Here is a 23,113-nt window from a genome sequence, read left to right on the forward strand (position 1 = left end):
ATTCTTTTTCATAATTATACGGGCAAATAGCCTTCTCTTTCAATGCGCAGTAACCATTGATAGGCAATATGAAATTCCTCAAACTCAATATTGTATGCTGTCATAAGTTCTTCTTCATCAATAGCCAATCCGAAACGCTTTCTTCCAATTCTCTCTAAGACGGCAGCCCAAATTTCTACTTTATCCATTAATAGAGGGAATGGGAAAATGCTAATTTGTAATTCTTTCCAGTATGTAACCATTGCATTAAATATATCTGGATAATTTTGCTCTAATCGGTTTGAGAATTTATGTATAATTTTATCGGATTGCTCCTCATTATGACCTGCAAATGCTGGAATCACCTTTATCGTATTTCCAAACTTCTCTACTTCTATCTCTTCTTCTATTTGATTTTCTACCATTTTATACAAAATAGAAGTTTTTAAATAAGGGTGCTGATCTTCGTCTATTAAAAATTTCTTTAAAGTAGGAAGTGCGAGATCCAGGTCCTTTAACGAAAGTTTCTGGATCACTCTTAGCTTTTGACCAAAGTTTTCTCCAAAAAGCCCATCGGTAAATTCTTCTAATTCAAAATTCGAATCCACTAGCGGTATATCTTCTTCACTCAGCATCCCTTGCGCAAACAAAGCAAGCTGCGCCAATTTTTCCTTTTGCTCAGGAATTATATCTTTCGTTTGCAAAACTTCCTCAACAGTTTCGATGACACCTTCATAATCATTTGTTTGAACTAAAATCGTTACATACGTTTCAAGAATATCACCGAATAATACAGCTCCTGTTTCAAGCAACTGCTCACATTTTTCTTTCGCTTCTTCCATACGTTTTAATTCTAGCAAACAAATAACTGAAGCTAATTCTGTTTGTTCCGTCTCTGCATTATACTGACGTAATATTTCAAAGCAGCGCAATGCATCTTCGAATTCCCGCTCTTTCAACGCTAAAAAACCTTTATCAATATAGCGTTCTGATAGTTGCGGAAACAATACGACCGTATTTTCTTTTTTATCCATACGTCCGCCTCTTTTTCTAGATTTTAATGATCTTCAAAGTAAATATATCAAATGCGTCATGAGAACACAACATTCCAAAATTATTTATTTGAAATATAGGAATATTCGATTTTTATAACAAAAAAGCAACAAACTTTTAAATAAAATTCATTTTTCACAAACAAAAACCCTCAGCAACAGACGCAGAGGATTCATCATTAATGGAAAGCTTTTATAATTGTGGGGTATATAACAAGGGTAATAATTTGGAGAACAATAATTGCCATAACAATCATGCTAAAATAGAAGATTGGTTTACTTCGCTTCATTAAAAACATAATAATAAGCATCGTACAAGCAAACAAACTTAAAAAGAACAAACTTGTCGTCGAACTAAGTATACCACTCGGGACAAAGAACAATAAAACTACACTACAAGTACCTATAATTCCAAATAACCATTCCATTCATTCACTCATTCCCTTTCCCTCTTATGGCAGTTTGTTCTACGCTACTAACAGTTTTACAACATCAATTACATATGTTAATTTTTCATACGCCACAAACCCAAAAGCTACTGTTAAACCCGTTACGATTAATCCTTTCATCATCTCTTCCTCCTCATTTATCGTTGTTATCTTCATTATAGAGGATTAGTAATTTGTTACCATCGAACTTCCTTACACTTACCTTACAGAGTTGTAAGATTTCAAAAATAGATTTAAAATCATGTTAATATATTTTTGTACAATTAAGAATTTAATTTACAAGGGGGATTATATATGTTCAAAAAAATGGCAGCTGACGTTTTAGGATTAAGCGATGTAGGTTCCGTTATCACACCAAAAGATTACGATAAGGTCGATGCTGATGATTACGTAATGCATGAAGATGGGGAGAAAATTTACTTTCTTATTAAATCAAAATCAGATGAATATTGTTTCACAAACAAAGGATTAATTCACCTAGATGGTACAAGTGCCACAAGCAAAAAACGTACATTACGCCGCTTTAGCTATAGTAAATATCAAATTAAAAACGCAGCACTTGAAACTGCAGGAACGATTGATTTAGATGTGGAAATTAAATTTCAAATGGGAGATGAGCACTACTCAATTGATGTTCATAAAAAACATATTGAAGAATTAAAAGATTTATATAAGGCTTTACTTAAAATCGAAGAAATTTCATACGACAACGACATTACATTGCAGTACGCTCATAAAAGTTTAGATATGGCTTCTAACACATTTAGCCGTATTTCAAATGCACAAGTGAATCTGGCAGAGCAATTTAAAGAGATGAATGAGATTGCCTTTAACTGGCTCGTTGATACGAAAAAGCAATATAATGTGAAAGATTACGGTTTTGTCTTTGAAAAGTTTATTAATAACTAATTTAAAACAAACAAAAAACCTTGTTATCAAAAGATAACAAGGTTTTCTTAGCGTCCCAGGAGAGATTCGAACTCCCGACCGTACGCTTAGAAGGCGTATGCTCTATCCGGCTGAGCTACTGGGACATGGAGCGGGTGAAGAGAATCGAACTCTCGACCAGAGCTTGGAAGGCTCTTGTTTTACCACTAAACTACACCCGCATATATTATTTTATTTTTCTTCGTTAGCGCCGTTGCCCTATCGACAATACTTAGTATATTCTCCACTCAACATAAAGTCAACACTTTTTAAAAAAAGAGGATAATTTTTCTTATCCTCTTTTAAAAGTTGCTTGTTCCACCAGCTGTCCGTCTAATGTTTCAAAACGAACTTCTATATGATTTTCATCCACTTCTAATAAAGCGAATGTTTTTTCCACACGAGAGCGCGGGAGCAAAATACTTCCTGGATTAATAAATAAAATCCCATCAATTAATTCTGCCCCTAATACATGAGAGTGTCCAAAGCACGCTACTTGCACTCCTACTTCTTCTGCATGATACGCTAACGTTTGTAACGTCATTTTCACATTATGACGATGACCGTGTACAACTAAGAAACGAATTCCATCTACATCAGTTACAATTTCATCTTGAAAGTTAGCATAATCACAATTCCCTTTTACAACATGGAAACCTTGCAGCTCTTCGTGAGCAGGCGTTAGCTCTGAATCACCACAATGAATCATGACATCTACTTTCCCTTCGTAATTCTCTTTTAACTGCTGTAATTCCTTCACAGAGCTATGACTATCGCTTACGATTAAAGCTTTCATCAATCTCTCTCCCTTATTCTTCTAAAAACCATTCTGGGATTTTTTCTTCTAATTTACGAAGAGCATGTCCGCGGTGACTAATCGCATTTTTCTCATCTGAGCTTAGCTCCGCCATCGCTTTTTTATATTCTTCTACATAAAAAATCGGATCGTATCCGAAACCATTTTCCCCGCGGCGCTGTTCTAAGATTTTCCCTTCGCACGTTCCGTTTACAATAACCGGCTCTTTATCAGCTTCAGGGAAAGCAACTGCTAGCGCACAGTAAAAACGAGCTGTACGTTTTTCGAAATCGACGTCAGTTAACCCTTGTAACACCTTATCTATATTCGCCTGATCATCTTTCGGTTCTCCAGCAAAACGAGCTGAATATACACCTGGCTTCCCGTTTAAGGCATCTACAATAAGACCAGAGTCATCCGCAATTACGATGGAATTCAACTGTCTACTAAGACTGTCTGCTTTTAAAATTGCGTTTTCTTCAAATGTTTCACCAGTTTCTTCGACTTCTTCAATATGAGGAAAATCGTGTAAAGACTTCACTTCTAAGTCAAATCTCTCAAATAACTCAGCAAACTCACGTACTTTCCCAAGATTTTTCGTCGCTACAACAACTTGCTTCATATTTTCCACCTCTACTCTATATGAGATACGATGTCACCTAACGCTTCTTTTTGCTTTTCAACAAGTTGAAGAATCCCTTGTTCAGCAGCATCAAGTAATTCATTTAACTGAGCTCTGCTAAACGTCGCTTCTTCTCCAGTTCCTTGTACTTCAACAAACTGACCTTTTCCAGTCATAATAACGTTCATATCAACGTCTGCTTTAGAATCTTCTACGTAGTTTAAATCTAAAACAACACCTTGTTCTTCAACAATGCCTACTGACGTTGCCGCTAAATAATCTTTCACCGGAATTTTAGATACTTTTTCTGCTTGCAATAATTTTTCAAAAGCTAATACCATCGCTACATAAGCACCTGTAATAGAAGCTGTTCTCGTTCCGCCATCCGCTTGAATTACATCACAGTCAATCCAAACCGTTCTTTCGCCAAGCGCTTCTAAATCAACAACCGCACGTAATGCTCGTCCAATTAAACGCTGGATTTCCATTGTGCGCCCTGTTACTTTCCCTTTACTTGATTCCCTGATTGTACGTTGCTCTGTCGCACGTGGAATCATTGCGTATTCTGCTGTTACCCAGCCTTTTCCTTCTCCACGCATAAACGGCGGTACACGCTCTTCAATTGTCGCTGAACAAATTACCTTTGTATCCCCAACTTCAATTAGTACTGATCCCTCTGGATGTTTTAAATAATTTGTATGAATATGTATATGGCGTAGCTCTGCTTTTCCTCTACCATCTACTCGCATAAAAATAACCCCCTCATAAATACTCTCATTAGTATAGCCAAATTTAAATGTACGATATGTATAACAATAAAAGAAGGGGAACTCAAAAAGCAATTCCCCTTTCTTACATAAGTATATCAAATTATTCGCGATTAAAAACTACCTGTATTCACGTTTTGTGGACGATCAACAGGTTTTATTAACTTTTCACCTTTCTCATCCATAAGATTTGCTTTCCCATTCACTTCAATAGAAACATTTTTCACACCTTGTTTTTCCGTTAAAGATAAGACTAACGATTTCAACACATAATTTGAAATCATATTTTTGTCTGGGTTCACAAATATATTTTCATTAAAGTTTAATGTAATATTTCCGTCCTGCACTTTCGGATTCGTAATAAGCTTAGCTCCTGGATTAAAATCATTTAGTAGCGATCCTTGAATCGGACCTTTTACAAGCTCATCCACAATGGCCGCATAATCATTTTCTTTTCCTTCTGCCACGCGTCTTGTTACCGGTACGTAATATTGCTGCTTATTATTATTTTGCGCCATAAAGTAAAGTGTAACCGGTTTTGTATGCGTCACATCTGCTACTTGTTCATCATCAAAGTTAATTCCATCCGCACGACTTACCCCTTCACCAAGTGGTGTACCCGCAACAGGCATCTTCGCTAACTTTTCACCATTTATTTGGAACTGCACTTGTTTTATTTCTGTAAATTGAGTCAAAGTCCACGCTACTGATTCAACAATTTGACGTTCTTCTTCTTTTGAATAATTTTTCATTTCTTTAGAGAAATCAATTACTGCTGTCCCGCCTTTTTTCAAATTCAAGGTCATCGTCGTATTCGCTGGAAGGACTGCTCGAAATCCATTTGGCAATAAATTTGTGACCGGTCCATCTTTCACAAGATACTCTAACGTTTGCTGTACAACTTCATTCGCTTTCGGAGTAGGCATTGTAATAGTTTGCGGTACGACATATCCATTTTTATCAACGAGGTATAACTCTCTATTTACTGTTTGCTCTTGTTTATCTTTTTTAGCAGTTTCTTTCTTTTCACCTTCTGTATACGTAACTTTTTTTGGCGGATCAATTTGTTCTGTCGCTTTCTCTTGATTTAACAAGCCACACCCTGATAATAAAATCGCACTCACAGTAGCACCAACAACCCATTTAAAAGTGGATTTAGGCATGCCATTCCCCCCTAAAATCTAAGTTTGTACTATTATGTATACGAGCTGTTTCATATTTTAGAACAAGCTATAGCCACTTACACAGAAAAAACCCCTGATTTCTCAGGAGTTCTCTTATATGAATCTACTATTATTCTGTATCTAAATTAATATGCTTCACATTTTCAATCGGCTGACCGAACCACTTTGATGCAATTTCTTTAAACAGACCTATTTTACCAGTCGTTAAGAAGAGGTGATCACTTTGTTCTTCTCCCTCATTTAACATCTTACTATGGTATAAAATCGTACTTACCTCACGCGCTGTTTCATCACCCGAACTAATTAATCGCACTTGATCCCCCATTACCTTTTTAATAACAGGACCTAAAATCGGATAATGTGTACACCCTAGAATAAGCGTATCAATGTCAGTACTTTTCAACGGTTGCAATGTTTCTCTTACAACTTCATACGCCATTTCACTTTCGAAATTCCCACTCTCTACAAGCTCAACGAAAGGTGGGCACGCTAAACTTTCTACCATAACACGGTTATTAATAGACTTTAGCGCCTCTTCATAGGCACCACTTTTTACCGTTCCAATCGTTCCAATAACCCCAACATGATACGTATTTGTCACTTTTAAAGCTGTACGTGATCCTGGATGAATAACTCCAACCACTGGAATTGGTAATTGTTTCTGCATTTCTTCTAATACAACCGCAGTTGCTGTATTACACGCAATCACTAACATTTTGATATTCAAATCTAATAAATGCTCCGTCATTTCCCACGTAAATTGACGCACTTCTTCACGAGAACGCGGACCATAAGGGCAACGTGCTGTATCCCCTAAATATATAATGCGCTCTTTCGGCAACTGACGAATTAATTCCTTCGCTACTGTTAAACCGCCCACTCCTGAATCAATAACACCGATCGCTCTATTCAACTTAATCACCCGTTTTCTCATTCATCATCTTATTTTATCATTATATTTTACGCACTTTAAGTTCGCTCACTTAAAGTGCTCCTGTATGAAAAATTTTTATGTGTACCTGTATAGACTAGGACCTTTTTTATTTTGCTCCTTTTTTTCGTAATTTGCAAGACAGAAAAATAACCGACCTTCTATATGAAAGTCGGTTTCTTCTATATAAAACAAAGCTCCTTCTTCTTTCAATTTACTTTCTAGCAAAAACGGAACTCTTTTTTCTAAATGTACAGCTTTCTCTTCATCATTTGTATAACCCGTTATACGCTTACCCGCACTAAAAAACGAACCATCCTCATTTTTCACACCAACTAATGCACTGACACCGTGACAAACAGCCGCTACAACCCGGTTATTGTTATACATATTCTCAATCAAATTTGCTACATATGGATTCCCCGGAAAATCTACAATCGCCCCGTGCCCACCACCAAATAAAACCGCATCATAATCCGAAAAGTGAACAGTTGAGACTGGCTTCGTATTTTGCAATAAAGAAGCGACATACTTAAATTCACGAGGTATACCATTCGGAATAGACACTCTATCAATAGGCTCTCGCCTTTTATCGACACAATATCAACATCGAACTTAGCCTTTTTAAACAAATTAAAAGGAGCTGCGAGCTCTTCAAGCCATAAACCAGTCGGGTGTCCCTTCATATCATGGGCACTTGTTGAAACTAACAATATCCTTTTCAACATATCCCCCTCCTTAATACCTATTTATGTATGAGACATTATTATCATTCATATAGAACATGAAACAAACAAAAAAATAGCCGACCTCTTGTATAAAAGTCGGCTGCTTTCTTATAGTTCGAGCTCTCCCATGCGAAGAAGCTCAACAACTGCTTGTGAACGTCCTTTAACCCCTAGCTTTTGCATTGCGTTTGATATGTGGTTGCGAACTGTTTTTTCACTTATAAAAAGTTCACCTGCAATTTCCTTCGTCGTTTTATCTTGAACCAGTAATTCAAACACTTCTCTTTCTCTCTTTGTGAGTAACGGTTTAGATTGATACGCTTTTTCCTTCAACTGGTATAACCCTCCTTGCTTAAGCCAGAGCTGTATATGTGTAAGTTGGGTGTTTATTTAGTCAAGATATTGTATGAACGAAATGTGCAGGTGGTGAATGAAAATGGGCTTTATTTCTTATGTTATTTTAGACTTTTATACATTGCGTGCACTCATTTTATCCACTTACTTTCCAATGCGCCATATTTGTTCTAGTAATATACTTACAACTGTACCTACAAACAAACCATTTCCAAATATATATTGCATAACAGAAGGCAATGATTGGAGTGCTACAGGCGGTAAAAACATAACGCCGCAGCCAAATAATACTGCAATCCCTAAAATCGTTACATTCCTTTCGCTAAGCTCCACTTGTTTTATATTATTAAACCCAATTCCAATTAGTTGTACGAATGAAGCCATTAAAACTGCAGATGCGACAGCGGATGGTAACGATGCTAAGTAACGAATAATACTTGGAAAAAGAGACATTACGACTAGTAACGCACATGCCATTAAGAACGATCGTATATATTTTTGTTTCGTTAAGCGTATAAATCCTGCCGTTGCTGGCAACGGCACGACACCTACTGTTGAAAATACAGAGGAAATGATATGTGAAATCCCTCCAACCCACGTACCATCCTTCAGCTGTTTTTGTTCAATAGTCGCCTTATGAATCGTAGCCTGATTAATTGCTATAATAGCTGCCACTGTATTTGAAACTAAAATACATACCATAACGAAACTTGATACAGCCATACCTGTATTCCATTTTGGAAGCCCCCAAGCAAATATATGTGGAAGTTGCACAAAATGAGTTACTTGAGATGGAATCGTCACTTTTCCTGCAATTAGAAAAATAATCCACCCACTAATTAATCCTATTAAAACTGCATAACTTTTGACAAAACCTTTTCCAAAATTAGACAGTATAACAACGAACAGAAATATACTAAACGCTATTATTGCTGTAAATCCATCGATTTGAGAAATAGTAGCTGTAATTCCTAGCATTCCTTTTAAAAATACACCACTTAATTGCAAGCATAATAAAAGTAAGAACGTCCCTGTCACGAGCGGCGTAAATAAAAATAAAATACGCCCGATAAATCCCGTTACTCCTAGTCCTATTAAAACAACTCCCGCAACCATCATCCCTAATTCTAAAATTTGCAATGTACTATGTAATTGATCCTGCCCTACAGTTGCATAAGCAAGCACGGTAAATACACCAACCCAAGATCCAGCTGGTCCATCTGCAATCGGAAGTTTATGTCCAAGCCATCCTTGTAAAAAAGAAGATATACCAACTACGAAAAACGTACGCTGCATTAAATAAAATACTTCTTCCGTCGTAAGATGAAATAATCCGCCAACGACAATTGGTAGCGCGATTGAATTTGCTAATAAAAAAATAAACCACTGCAAGGTTCCCATAATATGATTGTGATTATGTTGATTGTCCAAATTTCCCATCCCTTCTAGCTTTCCTATAAAAAATATAGTATTAATGCTATTCAACTAAAAAAGAAGAGTTCTATTTTTACAATTAGAACCCTTCTCAAAACCTCTAAACGATTCTTCTATACGAGATTATCTAATTTCACTTGATCTAAATTCCCTACAACCATATTCCCTTTATACATAACTACACACTTCTCTGTTTGACGAGCTACTGCCTCAGCGGCGCATGTCGCGTCCGTCAAAACAAAACTTGCCTCATCTCCTACATTTGGCCATACTCGCTTCCCTTCATTATTTAACGTTTCCTTCCCTCCTGTAATAAAACGAAGAGCTTTTCCTAAAGACCTTTCATCACTCCAACCAAATCGTTCTGCCAATCGATTTGCCTTTTGAAGCATATCTCCCGTTCCGAACGGAGACCAATGATCTGTAATACTATCATTTCCTAATGAAACTTTAACTCCTTTTCGAGCTAATAATGGAATTGGGATTACTTGTTTACCGATTGGAACCGTTGAAGTAATATCAATCTTCAAGGCTGCTAGTCTTTCTGCCACTTCTTCAGCTTCTTTATCAGTAACGCCCCCAAGTCCCAGCGCATGACTAATTGTTACACGACCTTGCCATCCTGCTTCTTCCGTTAGGCTTGCCAATCTCTTCATTGTAAACGTTCCAAGGTTATTCGCATCATGCAAATGAATATCAACATCCGCATTAAACTCTACCGCAATGTCCATAATCGTATGTAATGATTTTTCAATATCATTATCTACTGTAGCTGGGTCCACTCCGCCAACTAATTGTGCGCCCATACGCATCGCATCCTTCACAAGTTGTACGGAATTACTGCGCAATAATCCATGTTGCGGAAAAGCAACTATTCTACCAGACAACCGATTTTTATACGTTTCTAATGCCGCTAACGTTGCCTCTAAATTACGAAGTCCAATAACCGGATCCACATTACAATGCGTTCTAATATTCGTTGCGCCATTTCGAAGCAATAACTCTAGCATATTTTCCGCCCTGTCTTGAGCAGTTGCTAATTGCTTTGGTAAAATCGTTTTTTCTTCATTAAAACGTGTAAAAATATTTTCTGCTGGCATACAAGCTTTCCAAGGCCCACTATAATATGTTTTATCAATATGAATATGCATCTCTTCAAAAGCTGGTAAAACTAATAAACGATTAGCATCAAAAGTTAATATTCCTTCCTCTTGAACGATTCCCGATATAATTCTTTTAATTCTCCCATCTTCAATAAGAAGACTACATATTTCTGTTTCCGTTCGTGAAATTTTCGCTTCTTCATATGTATACCCTGTTTCAAGCTTTACGTTAGTCAACCAATACAATGTCGTTGTCATTGCCATTTCCCCACCTTATATTAGAAAATACGTCACACCCTCATTATTATTTTAATATCAACTGAAAATTAAGACAATTAATACACCACATTGCCCCTTCACAAAAAAATGTAATATAACCTAATGGTCTTCTCATAAATTTCCATATAGAATAAAAGTACACTGTATCACTCATACATAACAGTGGTGATATAAAAAGGAGAGGATCATAATATGTCAAAAAAATTATATAAATCCGAAACTGATAAAATGCTATTCGGTGTGTGCGGTGGTTTAGGAGAGTATTTCGATATAAGCACTAGTCTAATTCGTATCATCTGGGTTATTGCCGTTTTATGTTTCGGAACGGGCTTTTTAGCTTATCTCATTTGTTTATTACTGATGCCACGTTCTTACTAACAGCACCAGCAATTATGCGGTGCCTTTTTTTATGTTTCCTACTTACTCATATCCTTTAAAATAACGCCTATAGAATCTTTTTCTATAGGCGCTTTTTCATGAAGAATATTTCATCGTTAAATGTAATACCGCCACTTCATCCTCTTCATTTTTATAACTATGTTTCTTATTCGCTTCAAATTGAATCGAATCAAACTCATTTAGCACGTACACATCGTTCTCCACTTGAATAGAAACTTTCCCTTTCATTACTGTTACAAGCTCAATTGCTCCTTCATGATGCGCTTCAGGTTCATATATACTATCCGCTCTTAAACAAGCTCGGTGCATTTCCATCCCCGTTTCTTTCGTGTAACGAAACATTGTTTCTAAGTGCCACGCTTGTCCTACATCTACTGCAAAGCCTTCTCCGCAGCGCGCAACAGCTACAGGCTCTCCAACAACCATCAATCTCGATAAAGGGATTGATAACCCTTTCGTAATTTTCCAGATGACAGCTAATGTTGGATTCGTTTCACCTCTTTCAATTTTTCCTAACGTTAATTTACTAACACTTGTCTTTTGGGCTAAATCTTCTAAACTTAATTTTTGTTCATTTCGAATTTGTCTTAATAACTGACCTACTTGCTGAATTACTTCTTTCGTTTGCATATCTTCATTTTCTTTCATCTATAAAACCACCTTAAAGTATAAAATAGTTTACTTTTATTATTTTAAAGTATATTATACTATACATAATTATTTAATTCCAAAAGGAGTGTTATACTTCATGCGCGCAATATTATTAGGGCTTTTATCATCAGCCTTTTTTTCTGCAACTTTTATTATTAATCGAGCGATGAATGTATCTGGAACAAGCTGGGCTTGGACCGCTTCCTTCCGTTTTCTATTTGCTCTTCCTATTTTATTCCTTATCGTTTTATTTCGCAAAAACTTAAGGGGGTTATGGGAAGAGTTAAAAAAACATCCATTGGTGTGGATCGGATGGGGTTCCGTTGCAGGTATTGGTTTCTATTCTTTATTAAGTTTCGCGGCTGTCTTTTCTCCCGCTTGGCTCGTTGCTGGAACTTGGCAAGTTACGATATTAGCAGGTTTACTACTATCACCACTATTTTTTGTTAAAATAGAAACGAAATCAGGTACAAAATTTGTACGCGGAAAAATTCCACTTCGTAGTTTATATGTAGCATTATTTATTTTACTTGGTGTAATTTGTATGCAAGCGACTGCAGCAGGCCACATTACAATATCTCAGTTCATTTCAGGTTTTTTACCTGTCGTGTTAGCTGCTTTCTTATATCCGTTTGGCAACCGAAAAATGATGGAACTTGTTGGCGGACGTCTTGATACATTCCAACGTGTATTAGGAATGGCAATCGGAAGTCTCCCTATTACAATTTTACTTGGTATATACGGATTTTCTACTACTGGTATTCCATCATCAACTCAAATGCTTCAAGGATTTTTGTTAGCATTATGTTCCGGAGTTATTGCGACGATGACATTTTTCTTTGCTACTGACTTAGCAAAAGATAATCTTGCTTTACTTGGAGCTGTTGAAGCAACACAAGCTGGAACGATGGTCTTTACCGTGCTTGGTGAGATTATTTTCTTAAATGGCTCATTTCCTAGTGGTCTGTCACTGATTGGGATGATTATTATCATGCTAGGAATGGTCGTAAATAGTGTTTTAAACCGTTCTGTTCCAGTCATTAAACAAAAAAAATCAGCATAAAAATAGATATGGTTCTTCTTCATAGAACCATATCTATTTTTATTGTCCCCCTATTTCGCCTTATCAGAATAGTATTTCATTAGCTATTTATACTAAAACCTATGCTATAATACGTTTCATGCGCATTAATAGGAGGTAAATTATGTTAAAAAAAGCAATCGCTGAATTTATTGGTACATTTGTACTTGTATTATTCGGAACTGGAGTAGCTGTCATTGGTGGCGGAATTGAAGGAATTGGAACACTAGGTATCGCTATGGCTTTCGGATTATCTATCGTAGCTATGGCATATAGCATTGGAACAATTTCTGGATGTCATATTAACCCAGCAGTATCAATCGCTATGTTCATCAACAAAAGAATGAACGGTATGGAACTTAGCTATTATTTATTAGCTCAAATTTTAGGTGGTTTATTAGGAACTGCAACGTTAGTAACAATTTTACGATCTGCTAAATTACCTTTAGATAATTTAGGACAAAATAGTTTTGGAACTCTTGGTTTATCTGGAGCATTTTTAGTTGAATTCATTTTAACTTTCGTATTTGTTTTAGTTATCGTTGCTGTAACAGGTAAAAAGGGAAGTTCTTCTTTAGCTGGACTAGTAATTGGTTTCACATTAGTATTAATTCACTTATTAGGTATTCCGTTAACTGGAACATCTGTTAACCCAGCTCGTAGTATCGCACCAGCTCTATTCGCTGGCGGAGAAGCAATTTCTCAACTATGGGTGTTCATCGTTGCCCCAATTCTTGGTGGTATCGTAGCAGCTGTTGTAGGAAAGTTTATTTTAAATACTGAAAAATAGAATTTTCAACATTTCCGAATATGAAAAAAAGCGAGCCCTCTTTATGAGGAAGCTCGCTTTTTTATTCTTTAATTTTCGACTTTAAATTTGTAACTAACTGCTGCACCGTTACATTTGCAAGTACATTTTCCATCGCTTCTTGCGATTGTATTAAAACAATCTCTAATACCGATTGAATATTAGCTCCTACTGGACATTCAATGTTGGGATTTTCATGGAAAGAAAATAGATGTCCTTCTTCTACAACTTCCACAGCTTTATATACATCAAGTAATGTAATTTCATCTAAATCACGAGCAAGTGTCGTACCACCTTTACCAGCTTGTACATCAACAAGTCCGGCTCTCTTCAACATTCCTGTAATGCGACGAATCACAACTGGATTTGTATTCACACTACCAGCAATCCATTCAGAGGTACAGCGAGAGTTTCGATCTATCGCAAGTAACGTTAACATATGAACACCTACTGTAAAACGACTACTAATTCCCATCTGCACACCCTCCTTTTTATTCATTCTATTAAAAGACGACCCTTATTATTATATACTATTTTTAATTTATACATAAAGAAAAAGCATGATTCCATTAGAAAATCATGCTTTCCCTCTATTATTGACGTTTAATAAATTTCGCTAAATCTTTAAATTTCACTTTATCTGAGTAATTCATTACACCATTTACATAGATACGGCTTGTAATAGCATTTAATATACCAATCGTCGCCAATAAAACTACTAATGTTATCGTAATCTCTAACATACCTGCTTCACCAGCTACAATCCGCGAGAAGGTGACCATCGGTGTGAAAAACGGAACATACGAACTTACAACAACAATAGTACTATTCGGATCACTTAATGATTTAATACTAATGAAGAATGCAGCCATGATCAAAATCATTACCGGGAAAGATACAGCTTGTAAATCCTCTGTCTTAGACACAACAGCTCCAGCCGCAGCGTACATCATCGCATAAAGTAAATACCCCGTAATGAAATAAACAAGAAACATACTTATAACCTTTGCATCTAATTTTGTAAAGTCAATTGGAATACCAAATAATGAGGCACTTTCTAAATCGACCCAACCTAACAAATAAGGAATAAGATAACCACACGCCAATATTACAAGTTGTAATAACGCCGTTGAAACAACCGCCAAAATTTTCGCATACATCATCGTAAGAGGCTTTACTTTCGGAAGCATTACTTCCATTACACGTGACGCCTTTTCAGATGCAATATTCATTGCGATTGTATTTCCGAAAGCTACAATAAACATATACAAAGCAAATGTAAAGAAATATGCAATTCCGAAAGAAGATGTGCGATCTTTTATCGCCTCTTGCTTCACTTGAATTTCTGCCTGTAATTGCTGCGCAATTTCTGGTGAAACATTATTTTTTGCAATCGTCACCATCGTATATTGTTGTTTTAAATAGCCTGCCATAATTGCAGAAGTTGCTTGGCTTGGAAATCCATTATACATATATGTAACTGCTGGAGCCCCATCCTTTTCCGTCACATGGAATAGACCATCTAAATCTCCCTCTTCTACTTGCTTATGCAGTTTATCAAAATCATCCTTTGAACCGACCGTTATGTTTGCTGATGGCAATAGCTTATTTAACTCTTCCTTTTGTACTTTGTATGTGGAACTCTCTACTACAACTGCAATTTTATCTTTATCCTTATTTTTATCATCGCCTGAAGTAAAATGATTAAATGCAAAAATCCCAAACACAACTAAAAATAAAATCGCACTCATAATTAATGATTTTTTAGATAAAAACGCTTCCCTAAAATAAAATGAAAATACATGAGAAAATTTACGCATCTTTATTTCGCCCTCTCTACAAAGATTTCGTTTAGCGTCGGCTCTAGCATTTTAAATTGTCGTAAGCTAACACCTTGTTCTTGCAATTGTTGCAAAATCTTTAGAGCTTCTGCATCGTCTTGTACTTTCACATAAAGAAGGCCTTGTTGTTTTTCATACGGAACATGTATAGCTTCTAATCCCTTTTCATTCTCTGCTATATCTTCAATCGTTAAATTACGAAAACCGTATTCTTTCTTAATATCACTTAACTGTCCTTCTACAACTGCTTCACCCTTTTTCAAAATACATACATGTTGGCAAAAAGCCTCTACTTGCTCCATACGGTGACTTGATAAAATAATTGTCTTTCCGCTCTGTACTTGTTCTCCAATAATACTAGCTAGCATTCCAGCATTAACTGGATCAAGTCCGCTAAATGGTTCATCCAAAATAAGGAGTTCTGGATCATGAAGAAGAGCAGCAATCAATTGAATTTTTTGCTGATTCCCTTTTGAAAGTTCTCCCGCCGTTTTAAATTTATATTCTGGAATTGCTAAGCGCTCTAACCAGTAATCAATTGCAAGATCCACTTCTTTTTTCGTCATGCCTTCTAATCTACCAAAATATCGCAACTGATCTATTACTCTACTTTTTGTATATAGTCCTCTTTCTTCTGGTAAATATCCAATTGTTACCCCGCTATCACCAAATGATTTTCCATCCCACGTAATAGAACCTTCATTTGGCGTTAATAAACCTAGTAACATTTTAATTGTCGTTGTTTTCCCTGCACCATTTCGGCCAAGTAACCCTAACACTTCACCTTTCGGTAACGAGATTTGCAAACCATTAACTGCTTTAGATTCTCCGAATATTTTTGTTAAGTTTTGAATTTGTAAACTCAATGTATATATCCTCCCCTTCAATAGCATTCTCGCTCTCGGTTACTATATGTTTGTTTAAAACAACATATAGTAACCTTATTCCATCTTCTTACATACATTCCTTTTCTTCAGCTACTTAGTTTTTATCTTATCTTTTTTATTTACCCTATCTACTATAGGACAAACTACTACATATACAAAAGACAATATGCAAATGTTCATAAAAAAAATATCATATTTTAATATATAATATTAAATGATTTTCTAACATCGAGGAGGATACATATGAAGATGAAGAGGGGTATTACCACTTTATTATCTGTAGCCGTTCTTTCCACATCGCTTGTAGCATGTTCAGGAACAGCTGAGAAAACAGTGGCAAAAGAAGAGAAAGTACAATTAACAGACCAGCAATTGATGGCTGATTTATGGTATCAAACAGCTGGCGAAACGAAAGCACTATACTACCAAGGATATAATATTGGTCAATTGAAGCTTGATGCAGCTCTTGCAAAAGGGACCGGCAAAAAACCTGCTATTGTACTTGATCTAGACGAAACTGTTTTAGATAACAGTCCTCATCAAGCAATGAGCGTTAAGACAGGAAAAGGTTATCCTTATAAATGGGACGATTGGATTAATAAAGCTGAAGCTGAAGCCCTTCCAGGCGCAATTGATTTCTTAAAATATACAGAGTCTAAAGGTGTAGATATTTACTACATCTCAAATCGTAAAACGAATCAATTAGATGCAACAATTAAAAACCTTGAGCGCGTTGGTGCTCCACAAGCAACGAAAGAACATATATTACTACAAGACCCGAAAGAAAAAGGAAAAGAAAAACGCCGTGAAATCGTTTCTCAAACACATGATATTGTCCTATTCTTCGGTGATAACTTATCTGATTTCACTGGTTTTGATGGAAAATCGGTAAAAGATCGCAACGAAACAGTAGCAGAATCCAAAGCACAATTTGGCGAGAAATTCATCGTTTTCCCTAATCCAATGTACGGCGATTGGGAAGGCGCTTTATATGATTATGATTTCAAAAAATCAGATACAGAAAAAGACAAAATTCGTCGTGACAACTTAAAATCATTTGATGCAAAATAATAAAGAGGATGGCATTTGCCATCCTCTTTATTGCATATTTCTTGTTAAAGGTAAAATAAACACTTCTACACGTCTATTTTTCGCTTTTCCTTCTGGCGTATCATTTGGTGCAATTGAACGGTATTCTCCGTAACCAATTGCACTAAATTTTTCTGGTTGCAATTCTTTATTTTGAAGTAATACCTGCATAAAATTAACGGCACGCTGTGTACTTAACTCCCAGTTTGATGCAAACTGAGCATTTGCGATAGGAACAGTATCTGTATGACCAGACACTGTAATTTCACGAGGTGATGCCGAAACAAGTAGGTTAGACATCTCTTTTGCAATCCCTAACGATTCTAACTTCACATCCGCTTTCCCTGAATCAAATAGTACATTTTCTAATATCGTTAACATTAATCCTTTTTCAGTTAACTTAGTTTGAAAAGAAGAGGATAGTTGTTTCTCATTAATATATTGATCAATCTTTTTTTGTAATGCTTTCAACTCATCCATTTCTTTTTTTTCTTTAGCTCTATCTTCCGCTTGTTTTTTTGCTTGTTCTGCCTCAAGACTACTTGCTGATAATTCTTTTTCCTCATTTGGTTTTTGATCACTTAAAAACTCTTTGTTTCCTGTTCCACCGGCTAACTCACTTCGAAAAGCAACAGCCATTTGTTTGAACTTCGCAGCATCTATACTACTCATTGCAAATAAAACAATAAACAAAGCAAACAATAACGTTAGCATATCAGAATACGGAATTAACCAAGTTTCATCAATATGCTCGTCATGCTTTTTCCTTTTACTTCTTCTATTCTTCCTACTCCGCATTTTTTTCCGCTCCTTTTTCTAGCTTCTTACGCTCAGTCGCAGAAAGCGCACCTAAAATGCGGTTTTTCATAATAAACGGATATGTACCTTCTTGTAGCATTAATAAACAATCAATAATTAAACGTTTCTTCTCTAATTCAGCAGCAGACTTTTGCTTTAATTTATTTGCAAATGGATGCCATAATACGTAACCTGAAAAAATACCGAAAATCGTTGCAATAAATGCACCGGAAATAGCATGTCCTAACTTTTCAATATCAGTTAAGTTTCCAAGCGCAGCTACAAGACCAATAACAGCGCCTAAAACCCCTAATGTAGGTGCATATGTACCAGCTTGCGAAAAAATAGCAGCCCCTTTTGCATGTCTTTCTTCAATCGCTTCTAATTCGGCTTCTAAAATTTGTTCTAAATCCTCTGCAGATACACCATCAATAACAAATTTCATACCACGCAAAAGAAATTCATCTTCAATTTCATCTAATTGTTGCTCTAAAGACAAAATTCCGTATTTTCTACTCTCAGATGTCCAATGAACAAATAATTCTAGCAATTGTTCATAACTTAAATCTTTTTTATTTGAACCAAAAAGAACTTTAAATAATTTTGGAACTCTTTTTAGTTGATTCATCGGAAATGCAATACACACTGCAGCAAATGTACCGACGAAAATAATTAGTGCTGCGGCAGGATTTAGTAAGGCTGTTATGTCAGCGCCCTTGACGACCATCCCTACGACTACCGCTAATACTCCTAAAATGATTCCAATAATTGTTGCAAAATCCATTCCCATTCACTCCTAGTCTATACAAGAAGTCTTTTATTCTCGATAATCGCTACATCTTCTTATATACATATATTACATAAAAAATGAACTTCATGAAAGATAAGAAATGAATTATATGAAAAAATACTACATTTTCACACATTTTCTGACATTTTCTTTGCATTTCTATTACGTTACGACTCTTATATTTCTTTTTCAACAAACTAGACTTATAATAAAAACGATACATATTTTATTAAGAAAGGACTGTTATTACAGGGCATCATGAAAAAAATAATAATTATTTCTGCCGCTACTATTGTAATCGGTATTACATCTTTCGTTTACTTTGGTTCTAAATCACCACTACAAAACGAAGCGAAAGCTGTCGAAAGTCAAAAACATAATAACCACCAAAAAGAAGAGATTCCTGCTTTTCAAAAAGCTGATCATAACGCAAAGAAACTAGATGATAATTTTTCCGTTGTAACAAATCCAGATTCTGCTCTTGTATTAGTCAATAAACATCGTAAATTACCAGATGGGTACATTCCAGAAGATTTGACGAAACCGAACGTACCATTTACTAGTCCAAAAGATAAAGAGAAAACATTACTTCGTAAAGATGCTGCAGATGCGCTTGAGAAAATGTTCCAAGCAGCGAAAGACGAAGGATTAGAACTTACAGCAGTTTCAGGTTACCGTTCTTACAAGCGCCAACAATCATTACATAACACATATATTAAACGCCAAGGAAAAGCTGAAGCTGATTCGGTAAGTGCAATTCCTGGAACAAGTGAGCATCAAACCGGTCTAGCAATGGATATTAGCTCAAAATCTGCTAAATTCCAATTAGAACCAATCTTCGGAGAGACAGCAGAAGGAAAATGGGTTGCAGAACATGCCCATGAGTTCGGATTTGTCATTCGTTATTTAGAGGATAAAACAAAAACAACAGAGTATGCATATGAACCGTGGCACTTACGCTACGTCGGTAATCCATACGCCACATACATATATAAGCACCATCTAACATTAGAAGAGGCGATGGAGGACAAAAAATAAGAGAGCCAATCGCTCTCTTATTTTTCTTTTATTCTATTATAATAGCGATTTCTTCCATTCCTCAGACCACGGTTCGCCTCTTCCAGTTTTTTTCGATGCTTGCACCATCATACCGCGCCCAGCTAAGCAAACTTCCCCTTCTGCATTTTTGACCATATAGTGTAAATCTAAAGAGGAATTCCCAACAGCTCCTGCCTTTACATATACTTTCAACTGCTCATCAAAATAAATTTGTTTTATGAAATTGCATTGTAGATCTGCGACGACTATCATCGTTTCTGATGATTCATGTGTCCATTCTTGCATAAATCCGAGTTCTTTAAACAATGCGATACGCGCTTCTTCAAAATATGTAAAAGCAACGACATTATTTACATGTCCAAACATATCTACTTCACCAAAACGAACTTTGACAGGATTATAAAATGAAAAACCATTTTCCCATTGCTCAAAGTCTTCAATATAAGAAATTCTCTTCATTGTTCCCTCTCCTTTTCGTTCTTAAAATAAACAGAATAAACAGAATAATAAAGTTATAAATATTGCCTCTTCAACATGAAGAGGCAATATTTATTAATAGTTATTGTCGCTACCAAAGAAATCTTTGAACGATTGAATTGTTGTATCACGGTTTAATGCTGCAATTGAAGTTGTTAATGGAATACCTTTCGGACATGATTGTACACAGTTTTGAGAGTTACCACAGTTTGCAAGTCCTCCATCACCCATAATTGCACGTAAGCGATCTGCTTTATGCATTTCACCAGTTGGATGCGAGTTAAATAAACGCGCTTGTGAAAGCGGTGCTGGTCCAATAAAGTCAGACTTACTGTTTACGTTCGGACATGACTCTAAGCAAACACCACATGTCATACATTTTGAAAGTTCATATGCCCATTGACGCTTTTTCTCTGGCATTCTTGGACCTGGTCCTAGGTCGTACGTACCGTCGATTGGAATCCAAGCTTTAACACGTTTTAACGCGTTAAACATACGGCTACGGTCAACTTGTAAATCACGTACAATCGGGAATGTCTTCATTGGCTTTAAGCGAATTGGTTGTTCTAACTGGTCAATAAGAGCTGTACATGATTGACGTGGTTTTCCGTTAATCACCATCGAACAAGCACCACATACTTCTTCTAAACAGTTCATATCCCATGCAATCGGAGTTGTTTGGTTCCCTTTTGAGTCAACAGGATTTCGGCGAATTTCCATAAGCGCCGAAATAATATTCATATTAGGACGATATGGAATTTCAAACTCTTGATCAAACTCTTGTGCATCTGGTCCATCTTGTCTCGTAATGATGAGGCGGATTGTTTTCTCAGACATGTTGTTTATCCCCCTTCTCTTCATCCTTAGCAGCTACATCGTGTTTTGAGGAATAGTCACGTTTACGTGGTTTAATTAATGAAACATCCACTTCTTCGTAATGGAATGCTGGTGCATTTCCTTCTCCCTCAAATTTCGCCATCGTAGTTTTTAAGAAGTTCGCATCATCACGATTTGGGAATTCTGGTTTGTAATGCGCTCCGCGGCTTTCATTACGGTTATATGCGCCAATTGTAATAACACGTGCTAACTCGAACATATTTGCAAGTTGGCGTGTAAATGAAGCACCTTGGTTACTCCATCTCGCTGTATCGTTAATGTTAATGCGTTTGTAACGTGCCATTAACTCTTCAATTTTCGCATCAGTTTCTATTAGCTTTTTATTTTCACGAACTACTGTAACGTTATCTGTCATCCATTCTCCAAGCTCTTTATGAAGAACATATGCATTTTCGTTACCATCAAGCGTTAAAATATTGTTAAATTTCTCTGTTTCGATTAATTCATTTTGCTCATATACAGTAGATGAAACAGCATCAGATGATTTAGAAAGACCTTTCATATACTCAATTGCGTTCGGTCCTGCTACCATACCACCATAAATTGCTGATAATAGTGAATTCGCTCCTAAGCGGTTTCCACCGTGCATAGAATAATCACACTCACCTGCTGCAAATAAACCTGGAATACTTGTCATTTGCTTATAATCGACCCATAATCCGCCCATTGAATAGTGAACCGCTGGGAAGATTTTCATTGGTAGTTTACGAGGATCATCACCTGTAAATTTCTCATAGATTTCAATAATTCCACCAAGTTTAATATCTAGTTCTTTCGGATCTTTATGAGAAAGATCTAAGTACACCATGTTTTCACCGTTAATACCTAGTTTTTGCTCTACGCAAACATCAAAGATTTCACGCGTTGCAATATCACGAGGTACAAGGTTTCCGTAAGCTGGATATTTTTCTTCTAAGAAGTACCATGGCTTACCATCTTTATACGTCCAAACACGTCCACCTTCACCACGTGCAGATTCACTCATAAGACGTAACTTATCGTCTCCAGGAATTGCCGTTGGATGGATTTGAATGAACTCACCGTTCGCATAATATGCACCTTGTTGATATACAGCAGACGCTGCTGTACCTGTATTAATAATAGAGTTTGTTGATTTCCCAAAGATGATACCAGGGCCCCCTGTTGCCATAATCACGGCATCAGCTTGGAAACTTTTTATCTCCATAGTTTGTAAGTCTTGCGCGACGATTCCTCGGCACACACCTTCATCATCTACAACAGCTCGTAAGAAATCCCAACCTTCATATTTCGTTACAAGTCCTGCTACTTCATGACGACGTACTTGCTCATCTAATGCATATAGTAATTGTTGACCAGTTGTTGCGCCAGCAAATGCTGTACGATGATGTTGTGTTCCACCAAAGCGACGGAAATCCAGAAGTCCTTCTTCCGTACGGTTGAACATAACACCCATGCGGTCCATTAAATGAATAATACCAGGTGCTGCATCACACATCGCTTTAACTGGTGGTTGGTTCGCTAAGAAGTCCCCACCATAAATTGTATCGTCAAAGTGGATCCATGGAGAATCCCCTTCACCTTTTGTATTTACGGCACCGTTAATTCCACCTTGGGCACATACAGAATGTGAACGTTTTACTGGTACTAAAGAAAATAGTTCAACATTTACTCCTGCTTCTGCCGCTTTAATCGTTGCCATTAAGCCGGCCAAGCCACCGCCGACTACTATAAGTTTCCCTTTCATGCTCT

General features: G+C 36.5%; 26 protein-coding genes, 2 tRNA genes and 1 pseudogene. 6 read left to right on the top strand and 23 right to left on the bottom strand.

Annotated features, from left to right (window positions below; all coding sequences use genetic code 11):
* Positions 1-14: 14 nt before the first annotated feature.
* The 3 genes from FT637_RS04510 to FT637_RS04520 form a co-directional block, all read right to left on the bottom strand.
* Entirely contained in the window at positions 15-1,013 is a 999-nt protein-coding gene (locus FT637_RS04510) for a hypothetical protein (RefSeq protein WP_193645282.1), read from the bottom strand.
* 197 nt (positions 1,014-1,210) lie between these two features.
* Positions 1,211-1,459, bottom strand: a complete 249-nt coding sequence (locus tag FT637_RS04515; RefSeq protein ID WP_001983650.1) for a hypothetical protein — start codon at positions 1,457-1,459, stop codon at positions 1,211-1,213.
* 39 nt (positions 1,460-1,498) lie between these two features.
* A complete protein-coding gene (locus tag FT637_RS04520) occupies positions 1,499-1,636 on the bottom strand; it encodes a hypothetical protein (RefSeq protein WP_193645528.1) in 138 nt (45 codons plus the stop codon).
* Between the two features lie 138 nt (positions 1,637-1,774).
* Here FT637_RS04520 and FT637_RS04525 point away from each other — a divergent pair, with 138 nt between their 5' ends.
* The gene (locus FT637_RS04525; RefSeq protein ID WP_193645283.1) at positions 1,775-2,389 is read left to right on the top strand and encodes a PH domain-containing protein; all 615 of its coding nucleotides are present in this window, start codon (positions 1,775-1,777) and stop codon (positions 2,387-2,389) included.
* Positions 2,390-2,440: 51 nt separating this feature from the next.
* Here the strand turns inward: FT637_RS04525 and FT637_RS04530 are convergent.
* From FT637_RS04530 to FT637_RS04580, 11 genes and pseudogenes are all read right to left on the bottom strand, one after another.
* A tRNA-Arg gene (locus FT637_RS04530) sits at positions 2,441-2,514 on the bottom strand.
* A gap of 1 nt (position 2,515) precedes the next feature.
* Positions 2,516-2,589: transfer RNA gene (locus tag FT637_RS04535), tRNA-Gly, on the bottom strand.
* A 110-nt stretch (positions 2,590-2,699) separates the two neighbouring features.
* Positions 2,700-3,203 (bottom strand): metallophosphoesterase, encoded by a 504-nt coding sequence (locus FT637_RS04540; RefSeq protein WP_193645284.1) that lies wholly within the window; start codon positions 3,201-3,203, stop codon positions 2,700-2,702.
* Between the two features lie 13 nt (positions 3,204-3,216).
* Complete coding sequence (locus FT637_RS04545) at positions 3,217-3,825, bottom strand: XTP/dITP diphosphatase (RefSeq protein WP_193645285.1); 609 nt, start codon at positions 3,823-3,825, stop codon at positions 3,217-3,219.
* A gap of 11 nt (positions 3,826-3,836) precedes the next feature.
* Positions 3,837-4,574, bottom strand: coding sequence for a ribonuclease PH (rph, locus tag FT637_RS04550; protein ID WP_193645286.1), 738 nt, complete (start codon positions 4,572-4,574; stop codon positions 3,837-3,839).
* 131 nt (positions 4,575-4,705) lie between these two features.
* Complete coding sequence (locus FT637_RS04555) at positions 4,706-5,755, bottom strand: GerMN domain-containing protein (RefSeq protein ID WP_193645287.1); 1,050 nt, start codon at positions 5,753-5,755, stop codon at positions 4,706-4,708.
* Positions 5,756-5,885: 130 nt separating this feature from the next.
* The gene (racE, locus tag FT637_RS04560) at positions 5,886-6,698 is read right to left on the bottom strand and encodes a glutamate racemase (RefSeq protein ID WP_413773222.1); all 813 of its coding nucleotides are present in this window, start codon (positions 6,696-6,698) and stop codon (positions 5,886-5,888) included.
* 192 nt (positions 6,699-6,890) lie between these two features.
* A pseudogene (locus FT637_RS04565) lies at positions 6,891-7,435 on the bottom strand (type 1 glutamine amidotransferase domain-containing protein); the annotation flags it as partial.
* A gap of 108 nt (positions 7,436-7,543) precedes the next feature.
* Positions 7,544-7,768, bottom strand: coding sequence for a spore germination transcription factor GerE (gene gerE / locus FT637_RS04570; protein WP_000659484.1), 225 nt, complete (start codon positions 7,766-7,768; stop codon positions 7,544-7,546).
* Positions 7,769-7,933: 165 nt separating this feature from the next.
* Positions 7,934-9,229, bottom strand: coding sequence for a purine/pyrimidine permease (locus FT637_RS04575; protein WP_193645288.1), 1,296 nt, complete (start codon positions 9,227-9,229; stop codon positions 7,934-7,936).
* A gap of 107 nt (positions 9,230-9,336) precedes the next feature.
* Positions 9,337-10,584, bottom strand: coding sequence for an amidohydrolase family protein (locus FT637_RS04580; RefSeq protein WP_193645289.1), 1,248 nt, complete (start codon positions 10,582-10,584; stop codon positions 9,337-9,339).
* Positions 10,585-10,797: 213 nt separating this feature from the next.
* On the opposite strand from FT637_RS04580, the gene FT637_RS04585 reads away from it, so the two are divergent.
* Positions 10,798-10,983: a PspC domain-containing protein gene (locus FT637_RS04585; protein WP_193645290.1), complete on the top strand. Its 186-nt coding sequence runs from the start codon at positions 10,798-10,800 to the stop codon at positions 10,981-10,983.
* 96 nt (positions 10,984-11,079) lie between these two features.
* Here FT637_RS04585 and FT637_RS04590 read toward each other — a convergent pair whose 3' ends face one another.
* On the bottom strand, positions 11,080-11,652 hold the full coding sequence (locus FT637_RS04590) for a helix-turn-helix domain-containing protein (RefSeq protein ID WP_193645291.1): 573 nt from the start codon (positions 11,650-11,652) through the stop codon (positions 11,080-11,082).
* Between the two features lie 100 nt (positions 11,653-11,752).
* Here FT637_RS04590 and FT637_RS04595 point away from each other — a divergent pair, with 100 nt between their 5' ends.
* Both FT637_RS04595 and FT637_RS04600 read left to right on the top strand, forming a co-directional pair.
* Positions 11,753-12,718 (top strand): multidrug resistance efflux transporter family protein, encoded by a 966-nt coding sequence (locus FT637_RS04595; RefSeq protein ID WP_193645292.1) that lies wholly within the window; start codon positions 11,753-11,755, stop codon positions 12,716-12,718.
* A 142-nt stretch (positions 12,719-12,860) separates the two neighbouring features.
* A complete protein-coding gene (locus FT637_RS04600) occupies positions 12,861-13,526 on the top strand; it encodes an MIP/aquaporin family protein (protein ID WP_193645293.1) in 666 nt (221 codons plus the stop codon).
* Between the two features lie 61 nt (positions 13,527-13,587).
* Here FT637_RS04600 and FT637_RS04605 read toward each other — a convergent pair whose 3' ends face one another.
* The 3 genes from FT637_RS04605 to FT637_RS04615 all read right to left on the bottom strand — a co-directional run bounded on the left by FT637_RS04605 (position 13,588) and on the right by FT637_RS04615 (position 16,251).
* A complete protein-coding gene (locus tag FT637_RS04605; protein WP_002112095.1) occupies positions 13,588-14,019 on the bottom strand; it encodes an Rrf2 family transcriptional regulator in 432 nt (143 codons plus the stop codon).
* A gap of 118 nt (positions 14,020-14,137) precedes the next feature.
* Positions 14,138-15,364 (bottom strand): ABC transporter permease, encoded by a 1,227-nt coding sequence (locus tag FT637_RS04610; protein ID WP_193645294.1) that lies wholly within the window; start codon positions 15,362-15,364, stop codon positions 14,138-14,140.
* 2 nt (positions 15,365-15,366) lie between these two features.
* Positions 15,367-16,251, bottom strand: a complete 885-nt coding sequence (locus FT637_RS04615; RefSeq protein ID WP_193645295.1) for an ABC transporter ATP-binding protein — start codon at positions 16,249-16,251, stop codon at positions 15,367-15,369.
* Positions 16,252-16,515: 264 nt separating this feature from the next.
* Between FT637_RS04615 and FT637_RS04620 the strand changes: the two genes are divergently transcribed.
* On the top strand, positions 16,516-17,343 hold the full coding sequence (locus FT637_RS04620; RefSeq protein WP_193645296.1) for a 5'-nucleotidase, lipoprotein e(P4) family: 828 nt from the start codon (positions 16,516-16,518) through the stop codon (positions 17,341-17,343).
* Positions 17,344-17,370: 27 nt separating this feature from the next.
* Here the strand turns inward: FT637_RS04620 and motB are convergent, their stop codons facing one another.
* Both motB and motA read right to left on the bottom strand, forming a co-directional pair.
* Positions 17,371-18,159: a flagellar motor protein MotB gene (motB, locus tag FT637_RS04625; RefSeq protein ID WP_193645297.1), complete on the bottom strand. Its 789-nt coding sequence runs from the start codon at positions 18,157-18,159 to the stop codon at positions 17,371-17,373.
* On the bottom strand, positions 18,149-18,943 hold the full coding sequence (gene motA, locus FT637_RS04630; protein WP_002129301.1) for a flagellar motor stator protein MotA: 795 nt from the start codon (positions 18,941-18,943) through the stop codon (positions 18,149-18,151). The genes motB and motA overlap by 11 nt, the downstream gene beginning before the upstream one ends.
* 264 nt (positions 18,944-19,207) lie before the next feature.
* On the opposite strand from motA, the gene FT637_RS04635 reads away from it, so the two are divergent.
* On the top strand, positions 19,208-19,987 hold the full coding sequence (locus tag FT637_RS04635; protein ID WP_193645298.1) for a D-alanyl-D-alanine carboxypeptidase family protein: 780 nt from the start codon (positions 19,208-19,210) through the stop codon (positions 19,985-19,987).
* A 36-nt stretch (positions 19,988-20,023) separates the two neighbouring features.
* On the opposite strand, the gene FT637_RS04640 is transcribed toward FT637_RS04635, so the two are convergent.
* The 3 genes from FT637_RS04640 to sdhA form a co-directional block, all read right to left on the bottom strand.
* A complete protein-coding gene (locus FT637_RS04640) occupies positions 20,024-20,467 on the bottom strand; it encodes an acyl-CoA thioesterase (protein WP_193645299.1) in 444 nt (147 codons plus the stop codon).
* Positions 20,468-20,560: 93 nt separating this feature from the next.
* Complete coding sequence (gene sdhB / locus FT637_RS04645) at positions 20,561-21,322, bottom strand: succinate dehydrogenase iron-sulfur subunit (RefSeq protein ID WP_002088861.1); 762 nt, start codon at positions 21,320-21,322, stop codon at positions 20,561-20,563.
* A complete protein-coding gene (sdhA, locus tag FT637_RS04650; RefSeq protein ID WP_193645300.1) occupies positions 21,315-23,108 on the bottom strand; it encodes a succinate dehydrogenase flavoprotein subunit in 1,794 nt (597 codons plus the stop codon). Before sdhA ends, sdhB begins: the two co-directional genes overlap by 8 nt.
* Between the last annotated feature and the right edge of the window lie 5 nt (positions 23,109-23,113).

It is taken from the genome of Bacillus cereus, from assembly GCF_015071065.1.
GTDB classification, from domain to species: Bacteria; Bacillota; Bacilli; order Bacillales; family Bacillaceae_G; genus Bacillus_A; species Bacillus_A cereus_BA.